The 15884-nt window shown below is 60.8% G+C and carries 15 protein-coding genes and 1 riboswitch; of the genes, 10 read left to right on the plus strand and 5 right to left on the minus strand.

Features of this window, described 5'->3' with window-relative positions:
* Position 1 precedes the first annotated feature (1 nt).
* The 3 genes from KIT86_RS04440 to KIT86_RS04450 are packed head-to-tail and all read right to left on the minus strand — an operon-like array spanning position 2 to position 2468.
* On the minus strand, positions 2–382 hold the full coding sequence (locus tag KIT86_RS04440; protein WP_297395383.1) for a hypothetical protein: 381 nt from the start codon (positions 380–382) through the stop codon (positions 2–4).
* 35 nt (positions 383–417) lie between these two features.
* Positions 418–1671, minus strand: a complete 1254-nt coding sequence (locus KIT86_RS04445; protein WP_297395384.1) for an MFS transporter — start codon at positions 1669–1671, stop codon at positions 418–420.
* Positions 1668–2468 (minus strand): HAD-IIB family hydrolase, encoded by an 801-nt coding sequence (locus tag KIT86_RS04450; RefSeq protein WP_297395386.1) that lies wholly within the window; start codon positions 2466–2468, stop codon positions 1668–1670. The genes KIT86_RS04445 and KIT86_RS04450 overlap by 4 nt, the downstream gene beginning before the upstream one ends.
* Before the next feature lie 102 nt (positions 2469–2570).
* Positions 2571–2659, plus strand: a riboswitch (S-adenosyl-L-homocysteine riboswitch).
* A 67-nt stretch (positions 2660–2726) separates the two neighbouring features.
* Here KIT86_RS04450 and ahcY point away from each other — a divergent pair.
* From ahcY to KIT86_RS04470, 4 genes are all read left to right on the plus strand, one after another.
* The gene (gene ahcY / locus KIT86_RS04455; protein WP_297395387.1) at positions 2727–4172 is read left to right on the plus strand and encodes an adenosylhomocysteinase; all 1446 of its coding nucleotides are present in this window, start codon (positions 2727–2729) and stop codon (positions 4170–4172) included.
* A gap of 145 nt (positions 4173–4317) precedes the next feature.
* A complete protein-coding gene (locus tag KIT86_RS04460; protein ID WP_297395389.1) occupies positions 4318–5097 on the plus strand; it encodes a TlyA family RNA methyltransferase in 780 nt (259 codons plus the stop codon).
* A 5-nt stretch (positions 5098–5102) separates the two neighbouring features.
* Positions 5103–5939, plus strand: coding sequence for a methylenetetrahydrofolate reductase [NAD(P)H] (gene metF, locus KIT86_RS04465; RefSeq protein WP_297395391.1), 837 nt, complete (start codon positions 5103–5105; stop codon positions 5937–5939).
* 99 nt (positions 5940–6038) lie between these two features.
* On the plus strand, positions 6039–7046 hold the full coding sequence (locus tag KIT86_RS04470; protein ID WP_297395392.1) for an NAD-dependent epimerase: 1008 nt from the start codon (positions 6039–6041) through the stop codon (positions 7044–7046).
* Here KIT86_RS04470 and KIT86_RS04475 read toward each other — a convergent pair.
* Both KIT86_RS04475 and KIT86_RS04480 read right to left on the minus strand, forming a co-directional pair.
* Positions 7034–7525, minus strand: coding sequence for a low molecular weight protein-tyrosine-phosphatase (locus tag KIT86_RS04475; RefSeq protein ID WP_297395394.1), 492 nt, complete (start codon positions 7523–7525; stop codon positions 7034–7036). The genes KIT86_RS04470 and KIT86_RS04475 overlap by 13 nt on opposite strands.
* Before the next feature lie 83 nt (positions 7526–7608).
* On the minus strand, positions 7609–8250 hold the full coding sequence (locus tag KIT86_RS04480; protein ID WP_297395395.1) for a cyclic nucleotide-binding domain-containing protein: 642 nt from the start codon (positions 8248–8250) through the stop codon (positions 7609–7611).
* 533 nt (positions 8251–8783) lie between these two features.
* Between KIT86_RS04480 and KIT86_RS04485 the strand changes: the two genes are divergently transcribed.
* From KIT86_RS04485 to KIT86_RS04510, 6 genes are all read left to right on the plus strand, one after another.
* Positions 8784–9479 (plus strand): ABC transporter ATP-binding protein, encoded by a 696-nt coding sequence (locus KIT86_RS04485; RefSeq protein WP_297395445.1) that lies wholly within the window; start codon positions 8784–8786, stop codon positions 9477–9479.
* Positions 9479–10873 (plus strand): FtsX-like permease family protein, encoded by a 1395-nt coding sequence (locus KIT86_RS04490; RefSeq protein WP_297395447.1) that lies wholly within the window; start codon positions 9479–9481, stop codon positions 10871–10873. Before KIT86_RS04485 ends, KIT86_RS04490 begins: the two co-directional genes overlap by 1 nt.
* A 16-nt stretch (positions 10874–10889) precedes the next feature.
* A complete protein-coding gene (locus KIT86_RS04495) occupies positions 10890–11660 on the plus strand; it encodes an outer membrane lipoprotein-sorting protein (protein WP_297395449.1) in 771 nt (256 codons plus the stop codon).
* Between the two features lie 5 nt (positions 11661–11665).
* Positions 11666–12958, plus strand: a complete 1293-nt coding sequence (locus KIT86_RS04500) for a hypothetical protein (protein WP_297395397.1) — start codon at positions 11666–11668, stop codon at positions 12956–12958.
* 138 nt (positions 12959–13096) lie between these two features.
* Positions 13097–14242: a hypothetical protein gene (locus KIT86_RS04505; protein ID WP_297395399.1), complete on the plus strand. Its 1146-nt coding sequence runs from the start codon at positions 13097–13099 to the stop codon at positions 14240–14242.
* Positions 14243–14880: 638 nt separating this feature from the next.
* A complete protein-coding gene (locus KIT86_RS04510; RefSeq protein ID WP_297395401.1) occupies positions 14881–15741 on the plus strand; it encodes a PEP-CTERM sorting domain-containing protein in 861 nt (286 codons plus the stop codon).
* Positions 15742–15884 lie beyond the last annotated feature (143 nt).

Raw genomic sequence — 15884 nt, forward strand, 5'->3', positions numbered from 1 at the left:
GTCAGCGCACGAACAGCACCACCAGGCCCACGGCCAGCACGGCCGCCACCCACAACAGCAGGCGCGTGCGCTTGCGCAGCAGGTCCACGGCGACCACAAGCCGAGCGTTCTGTTCGGCCAGTTCGCTCAGGGTCTGTGCCATCTGGGCCTGCACGGCGGCCTGCTGGTCGATGAGCTGGCGCGCTTCGACCAGGCGGTTCTTGAGCTCACCCAGGGTGGGCGGTGCCTCGCCCAGGTCCAGCGGCGCGGGGGCGGCCGTGCCGGCGGGGGGCGCCTTCGAGCGGTCCATCAGCTTGCGCGCGGCGTTGAGCACCGTGGGTGCGTGCTCGATCACGTCGCCCCAGGGGATCACTTTCAGGGCAACCAGCCAGGGAATGGCCATGGGGAGATCCTTTCGCTTGTCAGGTTGGGAGCCGCTCAGCTGCGCGGGGTTCCTTCAGATGGGGTCGAAACGGTCCGCCTCAACAGCCACCAGCCCAAACCGGCCACCGACAGCAACAAGGCCGGGAAGCCCAACGTGGGCGCCCACTGCAGCGCGGCGGCGCCCAGCGCGGGCGCGAGCACCCCGCCCAGGGTGTAGGACAGCACCAGCACGGCGGTGCTGTTGACCAGGGTGATGCCTTCTTCGCGCGAGCCGATGTCGATCATCGCCAGGGTGTAGAGGCAGCCGCCCGCGCCGCCCCAGAGAAAGGCCACCGGCGCCGCCAGCCAGGGCGTGCCGGCCACGAAGGGGATGACCAGCGTGGCCAGCAGGGTGATGAGGGCGCAGACCCGCATGATCGCCAGGCGCGCGCGGTGCCCATCGCCCCAGCGCTGCGTGGGGTGGTGGGACATGCGGTCGGCCACCACGCCGGCGGGCAGCATCATGAGCGCGCTGCCCAGCCCGCTGGCCGAGACCAGCAGCGCCGACGCCGTGGCGCCCAGGCCCAGCGCCAGGCCGTAGAGCGGCAGGATGGCGGTGAGGCCGCTTTCAAAGAAGCCGCCGACGAAGCCCACGGTCATGATCAGCGGGTGGGCCAGCAGCGCGTGCCACACGCCCGAGAGGCCCACCTTGGCGCTGTGCGCGTCGGCGGCATCGGGCAGTCGCGGGATCAGCAGGCTCCAGACCAGGCCGATGGCCATGAAGCCGAGCGCGATCCACAAGGCCGCATCGCTGTCGGCACCCACCCAGGCCAGCATGAGCGGGCCGACCACGAAGGTGATGCCCACCATGGTCTCGAAGATGCCCACGTACCGCCCTCGCTGACCGGGCGGGGAGAACTCCGCCACCACGGCCTCGGCCAGCACCCAGCGCAGACCCGAGGCCATGCCGGCGGCGATCTTGAACACGAACCACAGCCAGAGCAGCGGCGTGAAGGCAAAACCGGCGGTGGCGATCACCGGGATCAGCGCGGCCAGCCACAGCGTGGGGCGCCGGCCCAGGCGTTGCGTGATGGCCGAGGCGAACGGCGTCATGAGGAACACGCCGAGCCAGCCGCTGGCGGCAAACACGCCGGCCAGCGCGGTCGATTCACCGCCACCCTTCAGGCGCAGCAGCAGCAGCGGCGTGAGCATGAAATAGCCCACCAGCTCAAAGAAAGTGGAGCCGAAGATGGCGAACAGGCCCAGGCGGGCCTGGGCGGGCGGGTGGTTCGGCAAGGGGCCGGTGGGCGGCAGCGGGTGTTCGCTCATGCCAGCCCGGCCCGGGCGCCCAGCACGGCATCGGCCACCTCGGCGAAGCCCGCGCCGCGCTCGCCCGCCGCCACGTAGCGCGGGTGCTGCGTGAGTGCGCCCCAGAAGCGCGCCACGTTGGCCACGCCCACGCTGTGGGGGAAATGGCCGAACATGCGCGCGTCGTTGGTCGAGTCGCCGACGTAGACCCAGCGGTCGAGCTCGTCGTCCAGCGCACGGCCCAGGCGCGATCGCACGATCCAGCGCGCGCCGGCGAGCTTGTCGTGCTCGCCGATCCAGCCGTTGATGTGGATGGAACTCACCGTGGCGTTGAGGCCTTCGCTTTTCATCAGTTGCACCACGGCGGCGATGTCGGCGTCGCTCAGGTGCGCGAACTCGCTGTGGTCGATCGCGATGTCGGTCTCGCGCCCGGCGCTGTCGGTGGCCAGGCGGGTCTGCGGCAGCTCGGCCAGCACGCGCCGTGCGGTCGCCTGCAGCTTCGCAAAGTGGGCCGCGCGTGTGGGCGCGTCCTGGAGGTAGTCGCGCAGCAGTTCGCCCGATGCGCCGCGCCACAAGGCCACGGCGCCGTTCTCGGCCACGATGGCGTCCACCGGCCAGGCCAGCGCAAAGGCTTCGCTCCAGCCGGCGGGCCGGCCGGTGATGGCGAACACCGGCAGGCCCGCCGCGCGCAGACGGTGCAGCGCGTCCAGGGCGTCGGGGGTGATGGCGCCCTCGGTCGTGAGCGTGTCGTCGATGTCGGTCAGCACGCCGTGAATGCGGGCGCGGTCCGCGGCGGGCCAGAGTTGGAGGGGATTCATTCGCATGGAAGGCCGGCAGTGTCGCACAGGGCTCCCGGTGGTGCAGGTGCCACCGGCGACGCGCGGCAGGGGGCAGATCAGGGCCTCTGCGGTAGAATCGCGCGATCCGAGGAGCGTTGCAGCGCCCCCACTGAGCAGTTCAGCAGCGGGGCGTGAGGCTCGGACCATCCATGCAACGACGCTCATCCACATCCCGTGCGATGAGTTCTTTTTGACTCAATGCCAGATGTGGTTTGTCCATCCTTTCCGGAGCGAACCATGAATGCACGTCTGAACAACCCGACCGCCGACAGCGCGATCGCCGACCTTTCCCTGGCCGAATGGGGCCGCAAGGAAATCCGCATTGCGGAAACCGAAATGCCTGGCCTGATGGCCATCCGCGAGGAATTCGCCGCCGCCAAGCCGCTCAAGGGCGCGCGCATCACCGGCAGCATCCACATGACGATCCAGACCGCCGTGCTGGTCGAGACCCTGCAGGCGCTGGGTGCCAGCGTGCGCTGGGCCTCGTGCAACATCTTCTCCACGCAGGACCACGCCGCCGCCGCGCTGGTCGCGCAGGGCACGCCGGTGTTCGCCCACAAGGGCGAGACCTTGGCCGAGTACTGGGATTTCACCCACCGCATCTTTGAATTCGGCGCCGCCGGCACCGAAAACGAAGGCCCCAACATGATCCTGGACGACGGCGGCGACGCCACGCTGCTGATGATCCTGGGCCAGAAGGCCGAGAAGGACCTGTCGGTCATCAGCAAGCCCACCAGCGAAGAGGAAACCTGCCTGTTCGCCGCCATCAAGGCCAAGCTCGCGCAGGACCCGACCTGGTACACCCGCAAGGCCAGCCAGATCATCGGCGTGACCGAAGAAACCACCACCGGCGTGCACCGCCTCAAGGAAATGGCTGCCCGGGGCACGCTGCCGTTCCGCGCCATCAACGTGAACGACTCGGTGACCAAGAGCAAGTTCGACAACCTGTACGGCTGCCGCGAATCGCTGGTGGACGGCATCAAGCGCGCCACCGACGTGATGATCGCCGGCAAGGTCGCCGTGGTCGCCGGTTATGGTGACGTGGGCAAGGGCTGCGCGCAGGCGCTGCGCGCGCTCAGCGCCCAGGTCTGGGTGACCGAGATCGACCCGATCAATGCCTTGCAGGCGGCGATGGAGGGTTACAAGGTCGTGACCATGGAATATGCCGCCGACAAGGCCGACATCTTCGTGACCGCGACCGGCAACAAGAACGTCATCACCTACAAGCACATGGAGGCGATGAAGGACCAGGCCATCGTCTGCAACATCGGCCACTTCGACAACGAGATCGACGTGTCTGCGTTGTCCAAGTGCAAGTGGGAAGAGATCAAGCCGCAGGTCGACCATGTGATCTTCCCGGCCAAGGGCAAGAAGCCGTCCAAGCGCATCATCCTGCTGGCCAAGGGCCGGCTGGTGAACCTGGGCTGCGGCACCGGCCACCCCAGCTTCGTGATGTCGTCGAGCTTCGCGAACCAGACGATTGCGCAGATCGAACTGTTCACCAAGCCCAAGGCCTACAAGGCCGGCAAGGTCTATGTGTTGCCGAAACACCTGGACGAGAAGGTCGCACGTCTGCACCTGATGAAGGTCGGCGCGATGCTCAGCGAACTGACCGACGAGCAGGCCAAGTACATCGGCGTGGACAAGGCCGGCCCGTACAAGTCGGCAACCTACCGTTATTGAACCTGTTGTCGTCGGTGCTGCCGCCGGCCCGTGATGGCCGGAAGCGGTTGCCCCGACGTCCAGGCATTCGACGTTTCCCTGGTCGGGGCCCTGCGGGTTCCGTCTGCGGCGCGCGCATCACTATTCGTCACCGGATCGGAGCCCTATGCGGATCGACCAACTGCTGGTTCAACGCGGCCTGGCGGGCACGCGCTCGCAGGCGCAGCGGCTGATCGCCGACGGCGTGCGGTGGCGGCTCGGCGAGGACTGGCATCGCGTGGGCAAGAACGGCGACGACGTCGCGCCCGATGCGGAGATCGAACTGCTGGACGATGCGCAGGCGCGGTACGTGTCGCGCGGGGGCCTCAAGCTCGCGGGGGCGCTGGCGCATTGCGGCGTGTCGGTGGCCGATGCCTTGTGCCTGGACCTGGGCCAGTCGACCGGTGGTTTCACCGATTGCCTGCTGCAGGCCGGAGCGCGGCATGTCGTCGGCGTGGACGTGGGCCGTGGCCAGCTCGACCTGCGCCTGCGCGGCGATGCGCGGGTGGGCTGCCTGGAGCAGATCAACGCGCGGAACCTGACCGCCGCCGACGTGTTGCCCGGCTTGCCGGCGGCGGACCAGGAGGGCGCATTCGATGGCTTCGACCTGATCGTCGGCGACCTGGCCTTCATCTCGCAGACCTTGGTGTTGCCGGCGGCCGTGCCCTTGCTCAAGCCGGGCGGTTTCGTGCTGATGCTGGTCAAGCCGCAGTTCGAGTTGCAGCCGGGCCAGGTCGGCAAGGGCGGCATCGTGACCGACCACAGCCTGTACGCGGTGGTCGAACAACGGGTACGTGCGGCGCACCAGGCGTTGGGCCTGTGTGTCGTTGACTATTTTTCGTCGTCCATCCAGGGGGGGGACGGCAACCAGGAATTTTTCATCCATTCAACCCGTGCACAGGAGTGAACGCCATGCATGAAACCCAACTGCCGATCAGCCTGGAGTTCTTTCCGGGCAAGACGGCCGAAGGCGCGGAGAAGATCCGTACGGTTCGACAGGCCTTGTACGCACTGAAACCCGAGTTCTGCTCGGTGACTTATGGCGCCGGTGGCTCCACGCAGGAAGGCACGTTCGGCGCCATTGCCGAGATCATGGCCGAGGGCGTCGAGGCCGCGCCGCATTTTTCCTGCGTGGGCGCAACCAAGGCCAGCGTGCGCGAGCAGATCGCGATGCTGCAGGCCAAGGGCGTGCGGCGCATCGTGGCGCTGCGCGGCGATGCGCCGAGCCCGTATGGAACCGAGGGCGAGTTCCGCCACGCGTCGGACCTGGTCGAATTCATCCGGGACGAAACCGGCGACCATTTCTTCCTGGAAGTGGCGGCGTATCCGGAGACCCATCCGCGCGCGCGCAGCCCGGAGCATGACCTGCATGCCTTCGCGATGAAGGTCAAGAGCGGAGCCAACTCGGCCATCACCCAGTATTTCTACAACCCGGACGCGTATTTCCGTTTTGTCGACGATGCGCGGCACATGGGTGTCAACGTGCCGATCGTGCCGGGCATCATGCCGATCACCAATGCCAGCCAGCTGATGCGTTTCTCGGACATGTGTGGCGCGGAGATACCACGCTGGATCAAGCTGCGGCTGCTGGCCTACCGCGACGATATCGCGTCGATCCGGGCGTTCGGCCTGGATGTGGTGACCGGGTTGTGCGAAAAACTGCGCGCCGGTGGCGCGCCGGCGCTGCATTTCTACACCATGAACCAAAGTGCTCCGACGCTGGAGATCTGCCGGCGACTGGCGCTCTGAGGGCTGCCCCGCCGACGGTCGCGCGTGCGGCCGGGCGCGGGGAACCACCATGGCGAGCGGCTAAGATAGGCACCGATTCAGACTACCAGGCTCGCAACCATGAAGATTCTTGTGACCGGCGCCGCCGGATTCATCGGCATGACGGCCACGCTCCGACTGCTCGAGCGTGGCGACGAGGTCGTCGGACTGGACAACCTCAACGACTATTACGATGTGTCGCTCAAGCAGAGCCGGCTCGACCGGCTCACGCCGCACCCGAACTTCCGCTTCATCAAGGGAGACGTGGCCGACCGCGAGGGCGTCGCCAAGCTGTTCTCCATCGAAAAGTTCGATCGGGTGATCCACCTGGCGGCGCAGGCCGGCGTGCGGTATTCGCTGCAGAACCCGCATGCGTACATCGACAGCAACGTGGTCGGGTTCATGAACATCCTGGAGGCCTGCCGGCACAACCAGGTCGGGCATCTGGTGTATGCGTCGAGCTCCAGCGTGTATGGCGGCAACACCCGCATGCCGTTCTCCGAACACGACAGCGTCGACCACCCGGTCAGCATGTATGCGGCGACCAAGAAGGCCAACGAGCTGATGGCGCATACCTACAGCCATCTGTTCGGACTGCCGACCACGGGATTGCGCTTCTTCACCGTGTACGGGCCCTGGGGACGGCCCGACATGGCGCTGTTCCTGTTCACCAAGGCGATTCTCGAGGGGCGTGCGATCGACGTCTTCAACGAGGGCAACATGCAACGGGACTTCACCTATATCGACGATATCGTCGAAGGTGTGCTGCGTGTGCTCGACCGCCCGGCGACGGCCAATGCGTCGTACGACCCCTTGCAGGCCGACCCGGCCACCAGCAACGTGCCGTATCGTGTGTTCAACATCGGCAACAACAACCCGGTGCCGCTGCTCGACTTCATCGGCTGCATCGAGGAAGCACTGGGGCGCAAGGCCGAGAAGAACCTGCTGCCGCTGCAGGACGGCGACGTGCCGGCCACCTACGCGAACACCGACGCCTTGCGGTATTGGGTCGGTTTCGTGCCGGCCACGCCGGTCAAGACCGGCATCGGCCGGTTTGTCGAGTGGTACCGGGACTATTACAAGGTCTGAACGGGCAAGACGCCGCCTTGCCGCAGGTGCAGGATCAGTCCTGCCGCGGCGGCTTCGCACAATTCCAGCACCCGGTCGAAGCCTTGCGGGCCGCCGAAATACGGGTCCGGCACCTCGCGCAGGGCCAGTTGCGGTGCGAACGTCAGGAACAGATGCAGTTTCCCGCGGTGCTCGTCGGGACAGACCTTGTGCAGGTCATCCAGGTTGGACTGGTCCATCGCGAGAATCAGGTCAAAACGCGTGAAATCGTCCGGCTTGACCCGGCGGGACCGTTTTCTGCCGACCGGGTAGTCGCGTTTGAGCAAGGCGGCCTTGGTGCGCGGATCGGGCGGTTCGCTGAAACGACCGGCGCGCGTACCGGCGGACTCGAACGTGACCCGGCCGGCCAAACCCGCCTGGTTGGCCAGATGTGCCCCCACCATCTGGGCCATCGGGGAACGGCAGATGTTGGCGGTGCATACCATCAGAATCTGGGTCATGGAATGGGTTGGCCGCGTGAGCGTTGTGCGTTGTCGATCCGGCAAGCTTGCCACAGTGCGCCATCAGCCGGTGGCGGTCGACGTCAGGTCTGGCGATCGAGTTCCTGCTGCATGGTCGCGGCCAGGCGCGCAAACAGCACCAGCTTCTTCTGGGTTTCGCGGTAACGCTCGGCAATACGGGCCGACACCGCCAGCAGAAACTTGGCTCCCATGGCCGGCTGCTCCTCGATCAGGGATTCGAGCGCATCGCGCGTGAGCACGGCGCACTGGATGTCGGTGCTGGCCGTGCATGACGCCGATCGCGGCCCGGTGTCGAGCAGACCCATCTCTCCGATCAGGCTGCCTGGGCCCAGCACCGTCACCGTGACCGGCTTGGTACGGCTGACCGTGATGTTTTCGACCAGCACCTCGCCGTCGAGCAGCAGGACCATGAAGCCGGTGTTCACGGCATCACCCTCGGTGATGAAGGTCTCGCCAGCGGGCACCGTCTCCGGGTGCATGTAGCTGACGACGATCTTGGCTTCGATCAGGCTCAGCGTCATCAGGGCGCTGGGTGCGATCAGCAGTTGCGCTGCGCGGTCGCGGCTGCTGAGCTGGGGCTGGCGAGGAAGTGGCAGTGGGTCGGTCGCGGCAAAGGGGGTGTCGTCCCGGCCATGTTCATGGTGCGCAAGCTCATCGTCACTGCCTTTGCCCATGCCCAGCGTGTCTTGCCGTGATGATGCCATTGCCTTTTCTGCCTTTGCCGCGCCGTGCCCTTGACCGACCTTGTTCGCTGCGCATGGTACTCCAGCGACGGCCCCGAGGCCAGCCACGGTACGCCGAAGCCGGTTCAGAGGGGCGCCGGCGGAATCGCCCCCGACATGCTCCGCGCGAGTACAGATCGACCGGCAACCCGATGTCGGCGCCACCGGCGAGCGGGCCAAGATCTGCGTGTCTGGAACGCGCAATCGTCGCGGTACAACAGCGCATTTGTTGGCCGCTTGTGCCCTCGGCGACGCCAAAGGGGTTTGGCCCTGAGCCTTATGCCGCCATAATCATTGCCGCGGTGGCCGATTTTTTTGTTTGTCTGTTTGTTTGTTTGTTGCCCGGGTCAAGATGCTGGCATGGGCGTTCGACCGGCGCGGCGACGGGTCAACGGGCCGGTCGGTCGGCACTTGGAAGGTCTCTGGAGGCGTGGAAGATGGCGGATGAAGTAGCGGAAGAGTCAGCCGAAGTCAACTCCGAGCTGCCAGCCGAGGAGGTGATCAAGACCGGGCCGGTGGCGGTGTTGTCCCAGGTCGAGAAGACCTACCAGCTCGACAGCGTCAGCGTGCCCGTGATCAAGGGCGTGAACATCCTGGTGCGCCACGCCTGCTTCACTGTCCTGCTCGGGCCGTCCGGTAGCGGCAAGACGACACTGCTCAACATGATCGGCTGCATCGACCGCCCGGACAAGGGCGAGATCGTTGTCGCCGACACCAAGGTCGCGGAACTCAACGACGACGAGTTGTCGGATTTCCGGGCCAAGAACATCGGCTTCATCTTCCAGAACTTCAATCTGTTGCCGGTGCTCAGCGCGTACGAAAACATCGAGTACCCGCTATTGCTGGCGGGCGCGTCTGCCAAGAAGCGCGGCACCCGCGTCCCGCGCCTGCTCGAAGCCGTGGGCCTGAGCGACCGGGCAAAAAACCTGCCCGGGCAACTGTCTGGCGGTCAACGGCAACGCGTGGCGATTGCCCGCGCGCTGGCGCGCAAGCCGAAACTCGTGATTGCCGATGAACCCACCGCAAACCTGGACAGCCAGACGGGCGCGGCGATCCTGAACCTGATGCGGCGGCTGGTGGAGCGGTACGAGATTTCGTTTCTGTTCTCGTCCCATGATCCGGAGGTGATCAAGGCGGCCGACGATATTATTTATCTGAAGGACGGCTTGATACAGAAGATCCAGCGCAAAGGGTTTGGGGAGTCGTCATGATGATGACATTCAATCTGGCGTTGCGGAATCTGTTGAGGAATCGGCGGAGGTCGTTGGCGACGTTGGTGGCTATGTCTATTGGTTGTGCAGCGATTCTGCTGTTTGGTGGGTTCAGCGGAAATATCAATTACGAAATGCATACGCGCATCGTCCAGCGCGGTGGCCACTTGCAGATTCAGCACCGAGACTTCTATCTGTACGGGAGCGGCAATCCCACTGCCTATGGCATCGATGACTATGGTGCCATTCTCCATGCGATCGACGCCGACCCTGAATTGAGAAAGATGGTCACGGTCGCTACGCCGTCGCTCCAATTTGGAGGAATTGCTGGGAACTACGCCGCCAGCGTCTCCCGAACAGTCATCGGAACCGGGTTCGTCGCTGGAGACGTTAACCGTATGCGCCTTTGGAACGACTTCGCTCTCCGTTCCAAAGCCCCAGTGTCAGCACTGGAAGGCACAGGCCCAGACGCGGCCGTTGTTGGGGTTGGTGTGGCGCGGGTACTTCAGTTGTGTGATGCACTCAAGATCGAACGATGTCCCAAGCCGGAAACCGAGCGTAGTGAGGGAGGTGGTAAGGCGCTACCTGATGACATCGCGCAATTGAGCGCGTTGGAAACCCCATCCGCCAGTGCGGCAGGTAACTTGCGGCGGATCGAGGTGCTGGTTGTGAACTCCAAAGGCGCGCCCAACGTGACGTCGCTGGAGGTGGTTCGGGCCGAAGACCAAGGCGTCAAGGAACTCGATGAGGTTTCCGTATCCATGCACTTGGAGAAGATTCAGCAGCTTGTCTACGGTAAGTCGGCCCCGAAAGTCACGTCAATCATTCTCCAACTGCGGCATTCTGACCAGGTGCCCGAAGCTGTCTCCCGATTGAAGCCAATTCTCGATCGGTTTTCTACTAGCCAGCCGTTGGCCGTACAAGATTTTCGTGATTTGAACCCGTTTTTTGTTCAGACAGTGCAGATGTTTGACACGATTTTCGGATTTGTATTTATTCTGATAGGTGCCATAGTTCTTTTTACTGTCAGCAATACCATGAATACGGCCGTGGTGGAGCGGACCGTAGAGATTGGAACCTTGAGGGCGATTGGTTTGCGGCGCTCCGGTATTCGGAGGCTGTTTGTTACCGAAGGAACTTTGCTAGGGGTCTTTGGAGCTTTGCTCGGTGTAGTCTTGGCCTTCTTGGTGTCGTGGATGGTTAATCGTATGCACATACCTTGGGTACCACCAAGTACTGTCGAACCGGTGCCACTGACGATTCTTGTTGCCGGTGAAACGCGGATGATCGTCGGGACAACTTTGGGCTTGATTTGTATCGCCATTGCGTCTGCGTGGTGGCCCTCGTACCGTGCGGCGCAAATGAAAGTAGTGGACGCACTACGCCATGTCTGAGAAAAGGAAATGTGTAATGGGCTATTTACGTCTCTTCGCCGCGTCGCTGCTGCTGGTGCACGGATGGTTGCACGCTGCGCCTAGCGCTGAAGATATTCTGGTTGCAAGCGATGCAATTCGCAATCCTGGCAGGCCCTTTGCCGTGACTGTGACTCTTACCGAATTTCTAAACGGCAAGCAAGTGGATACCAGTACTCTTAGGAGCTATTCGCGCACCCAACAGGACGGAGGGCAGTTTTCAAGCCTGATCCAGTTTGTCCTGCCTGCACGGGACGCCGGGAAACTCATGCTTAAGAATGGCAACGATATGTGGTTCTACGATCCGACAAGCAAGGCAAGCGTACGCCTGTCGCCACAGCAACGCTTGCTGGGGCAAGCGTCCAACGGTGACGTGACCACGGTGAATCTGGCCAAGGACTACAAGGCGACGTTTGCTGGTGAAGAGGAGATAACTGACGGTGAACGAAAAAAAAGGAGGGCGCACAAGCTGTCTTTGGTTGCGGATTCGCCGGGCGTGACGTACGCAAGCATCGAGATGTGGGTCGATGCAGATAACAATCGGCCGCTTAAAGCTCGGTTTTTTGCAGAGTCAGCACGTCTTCTCAAGACTGTTTATTACCGTCGGTTTCAGCCGCAGTTGGGAGCAGATCGACCGACCGAATCGGTCATCATTGACGGCCTGAATCCCCAGGCCGTGACTCTGATGCGGTTCTCTGACTACTCCGCACGCAATATTCCTGAGGCATGGATGCAGCGAGACTACCTGCCACGTTTTCAACCGGAGTGAACCAAATGCAGTGTCTTTTTCGTCCCAGGTTAGGTGAACTCCTTGTCATCGCAGGCATGATTTTTGGGCCTTGCTCGTTGGCGTTGGCCCAAACTCTGGCTCAGTCCGAAGGATTCGATCCGCTGGCACTGGAAAGTGCACCTGTAGAAAAAGTCGAATCGTCAGGTTCCTTGAAGATGTTTCTGGAAGGCTCGATCGGAACCAGCAGCCGCCGATATGGCCAAGGGTACCAGGACATGCAACGTGCATCGTTCGACATTTTGTATTCAGGTAATCTGAGTCCTGGTTTGCGTGCGGTGCTCTCTAATCGGACCGACGTTATCCATCCGGCGGCTCTGGGCAACGAAGTAACGGTCAACACTCTGCGCGAGGCTTACCTTAGTTGGCAACCCGAGGGCGGTAACACCGTATTCGACTTTGGGCGTATCAACCAACGAAGCGGCCCAGGTTACGGCTACAACCCGACAGACTTTTTTCGCGATGGAAGTCTTCGAGTCATCACGAGTGCGGATCCGTTTGCTTTGCGACAAAACCGGATGGGTACTGTGATGCTGCGCGGGCAGCGGCTTTGGGAGGGTGGATCGCTATCACTTGCGCTCTCGCCCAAATTGGCGACACGGCCGGGGGCCGACGGATGGAGTCTTGACTTGGGGTCGACCAACAACCGTGACCGTGGCCTATTGACGCTGGGCACCAAGATCTCGGAGAGCATCAACACCCAATTGCTGGTGTACAAGGAAACTGGCTTGTCTCCGACGGTGGGCGTCAACATGACTGCATTGTTGTCGGATGCCGCGACAGCACACATGGAGTGGACACGCGGTAAAGAGCCAGACCTGCTCAGCCGTGCGTTGACAGTGCCGTCGAACACCGTTACCCGCAACAGGTTTGTTGCTGGTGCGACCTATACGACATTAGGAAAGACGTCGATTACGGCCGAATATCAGTACAACGGATTTGCCTTGGGTAAGACGGCATTCGCCAATTTGGCAAATATGCCGGGTGCGCAACAAGCCTACTTGCAGGAGGGACTTCGGCGACAGGAGATTGCATCCCGTCAAGCTATTATTTTGTACTTGACGCAACAGGAGTTGTTCGTCAAAGACCTCGAATTGACTGCTTATATACGTATTAATTCGGACGACGAGAGCAAACTTGCTTGGCTAGAACTGCGTCATCATTGGCCAAGTTTTGATTTGGCTTTCCAGTATCAACGGACCATCGGCAAGTCAAACAGTGAATTCGGCTTATTGCCTGACCGGCGGGTATTACAGATCCTTGGGACATATTACTTCTGAACCCTGGGCCCCGAAGATCCTGTGTCGATCTCCGTCAATGCAAATTTGATATCGCCGGATTTTAGTCATGTCGAGCTGTGAAAGAAGGTGATTCGTTAACGTTTTCGCATTTCACGCCCAATCAGTTGCTGTTGTTTGATGGCAGAGTTTCCGAAATTGTGGCGGGTTAAAAAAAGCGATTCTGGTGTCTTATGCGCTATGGAAACTCATCGTCCAAATGCTACTGCCGATCAGGTATTGCTTGACGTTGTTCGCAGCGGTGTTTTGGCCCCTTCGGCTGATAATGAGCACGTTTTCCGGTTCTCTGTTTCGGAGCAATCGATTGACTTATGGCCTAGTCCTGAATATTCAGCGACGTTACAACGTCATAGGCGCGTACTCGGTCAGTTGTCACTAGGTGCCGTTGTGCAGAACATGACGTTGCGAGCTGGTCAGTTGGGGTTTGTTGTACGCGTGAAGTGGTATTTCGGTGCAAATGAGGGTGAAGGCAATGGACGATTGGCGAAGTTGATTCTTACGCCTGCTTCGGGGATGTCTGAAACTGCCGGCCTTGCCTCTGTAATACCAAAACGTCACACCAATCGCAAGATGTACTTTGGGCCCACCTTGACCCAAATGGAGATCGCAACACTGCAGAGGCAAGTCAATGACACGGACGCAGTTAGATTGATATGGCCTCAAGGCCGTGAACGGCGACGTCTGCTGAAGTTGATTTGGCGTGCTGAAAGCGCTCGCTTCTTGGATCAACAACTGCATCAGGAGATTTTCTCATCGATTCGGTTTGACCTTTCGTGGGACAAAACGTCTGACTGGGCTCTGCCTCCTGGTGCTTTGGAGATTGAATTACCGATGCGCCCACTTTTTAAGGCACTAAGAAGCTGGCCAATGATGCGAATGTTAAATCGGCTTGGCGTCCATCATCTAGTTGGCCTGCGCGCTGGTTTGCTGCCTGCTTGGCAAGCGCCGGGACTCGGCGTCATTGCAACAACTAGGGCTCCGGTCGATGGTGGCGCGATTGAGGTTGGAGCTTGCATGCAGCGGATTTGGCTAAGCGCAACGCAACTCGGATTGTCGATTCAACCGCTTGCGGCTTCTGCTGTATTGCCATTGCGGTCTGAATCGTCCGATTTGACGGTGGATCCGGCGACGTCGGATGCAAACAACTCGTGGGCATCGATTGTTCCCAATGCGACGCCGTTGATGGTTTTTCGAATTGGCCGGGCCAAACCGCCATCCGTCATTAGTAGTCGACGTCCGTTGTCTGACTACTCTTGGTCTGGTTAATATTGATGGGATCTCTCCACACGATGTGGTGACGGTTCAAGGTTCGCAAAGGTAGAGTCATGCACTTGATAAGGCTCGGGAAAATCTGCGTCACGTTTTGCACCTGGTTTGAGTTTGGTCTTTCGCACGTGACGGTCATATTGGTCGGTGCTTATAGCGCTTGACAAGTTTGATTGCGCCGAACGTGCCGGTGGGGGACTCAGTTGAATTTGATGCGCATCCCAAAAGGGGCTCGGTGATCTGAAAGGATTGATGCTGGCCACGGAGAACGATGGCCTCAGGAGCAAAGGTGTGTACTGAATTGATCTGAGCAGCGTCTATGCGTCCTTGTGAGGGATCAAAAAAAGTCCTTTAGCTTGGAAATGCCGAAAAATTTTGATGCCACGACAGTTCCTGAAAGCGGGCCTGACCCCCCGTTGCGGGGGAGGAGCAGGCGTAGACAAAGCCGGAGGCGCACCCGAGATTGTCGGGATGGCTTACAAGTCAATGCTGTGAGGCAGGCTGAGGACATGTAAGTGATTGAATTAGTTGATATTTTTTTTCTGGCACGAAGCATGCTTCAACGATGGTGCTTTCAAGCCCAAGCCGGGTGAGACTGTTAAATTCCACTTCTTAAGGGGCAGATGATGAAATTTCTCATGAAAAAGATTCTTGCGGCGGCGCTCGTGGCCGGCGGCGTGTCGGCTGCGATGGCGTTGCCGGTTGGCAGCGCAATACCTGGAGGGCCTGTTCTCTTCTCGGACAATAGTGCTGAAACTTGGCTCGACAACAATGGTAATGGTGTTCTTGATGAAGGAGATGCTCTGCGTGGCATTTTCAAGATCGACAACATTACGGGTTCGTCCGGGACTCAGGTCGCGATTGGGGCTGGGTCGAGCTACAACGAGCTCACGGGCATTTTTCAGACCATCGTTACCAGCCGAACCTTTATTTTCTCGACTGTGGCTGGTAATTTCTACAACTATTCGTTTGGCGTAGATCCGCTTTTTGATGTGGGTAATACGGGTGTTGTTGGTCGGTTGTATGAGGATGCGGGTAACAATTTTGCTCGTATCGGTTGCGGTACCTTGGCGAACTGCGAGGCAACCGCTACTGATGGGTCGTTGTGGGCTGAGTTGGGTCTCGGCGCGGGCCCCAATGGCTTCTGGAGTGCTGCCAATGCGAACGAAAATCCGGGTAGTGGTTCACTCCTTCCGTTGAATTCGCCGCTTGGTGCTTTTGGTATGGGGCTGGACTTCATTACGAATAATTCTGGGTTTATGTGGAATAAGGTCGCCTGTCTTGATACGACGACCGGTGTAGTTGGGTTCGTGGATGTTTGTGGTCAAGGTGGTATCCTCGCCTCTGGCAATGGATTGCCCGGTGGAGTGAACAGTCCGTATGGCATTTTTGACAACGTGGACTTTACGGCCAATCGTGTTCCGGAGCCGGGCTCGTTGGCCTTGATTGCTCTCGGGCTGCTGGGCGTTGGTGCCGTGAGCCGCAAGCGGAAAGTCTGACCTTCGTTTAACTAGACCATTTGGTGCCCTCGATCCGCATTGAATGCGGTTCGAGGGCTTTTCCTATTTTTGGTTTTGGATTGCCACGAATTGGGTTGATAAGTGGGCTACCTGGCGGAAGCCACTTCTTAAGCCAACTATGC

It is taken from the genome of Hydrogenophaga sp., from assembly GCF_026125825.1.
In the GTDB taxonomy this organism is placed as follows: domain Bacteria; phylum Pseudomonadota; class Gammaproteobacteria; order Burkholderiales; family Burkholderiaceae_C; genus Hydrogenophaga.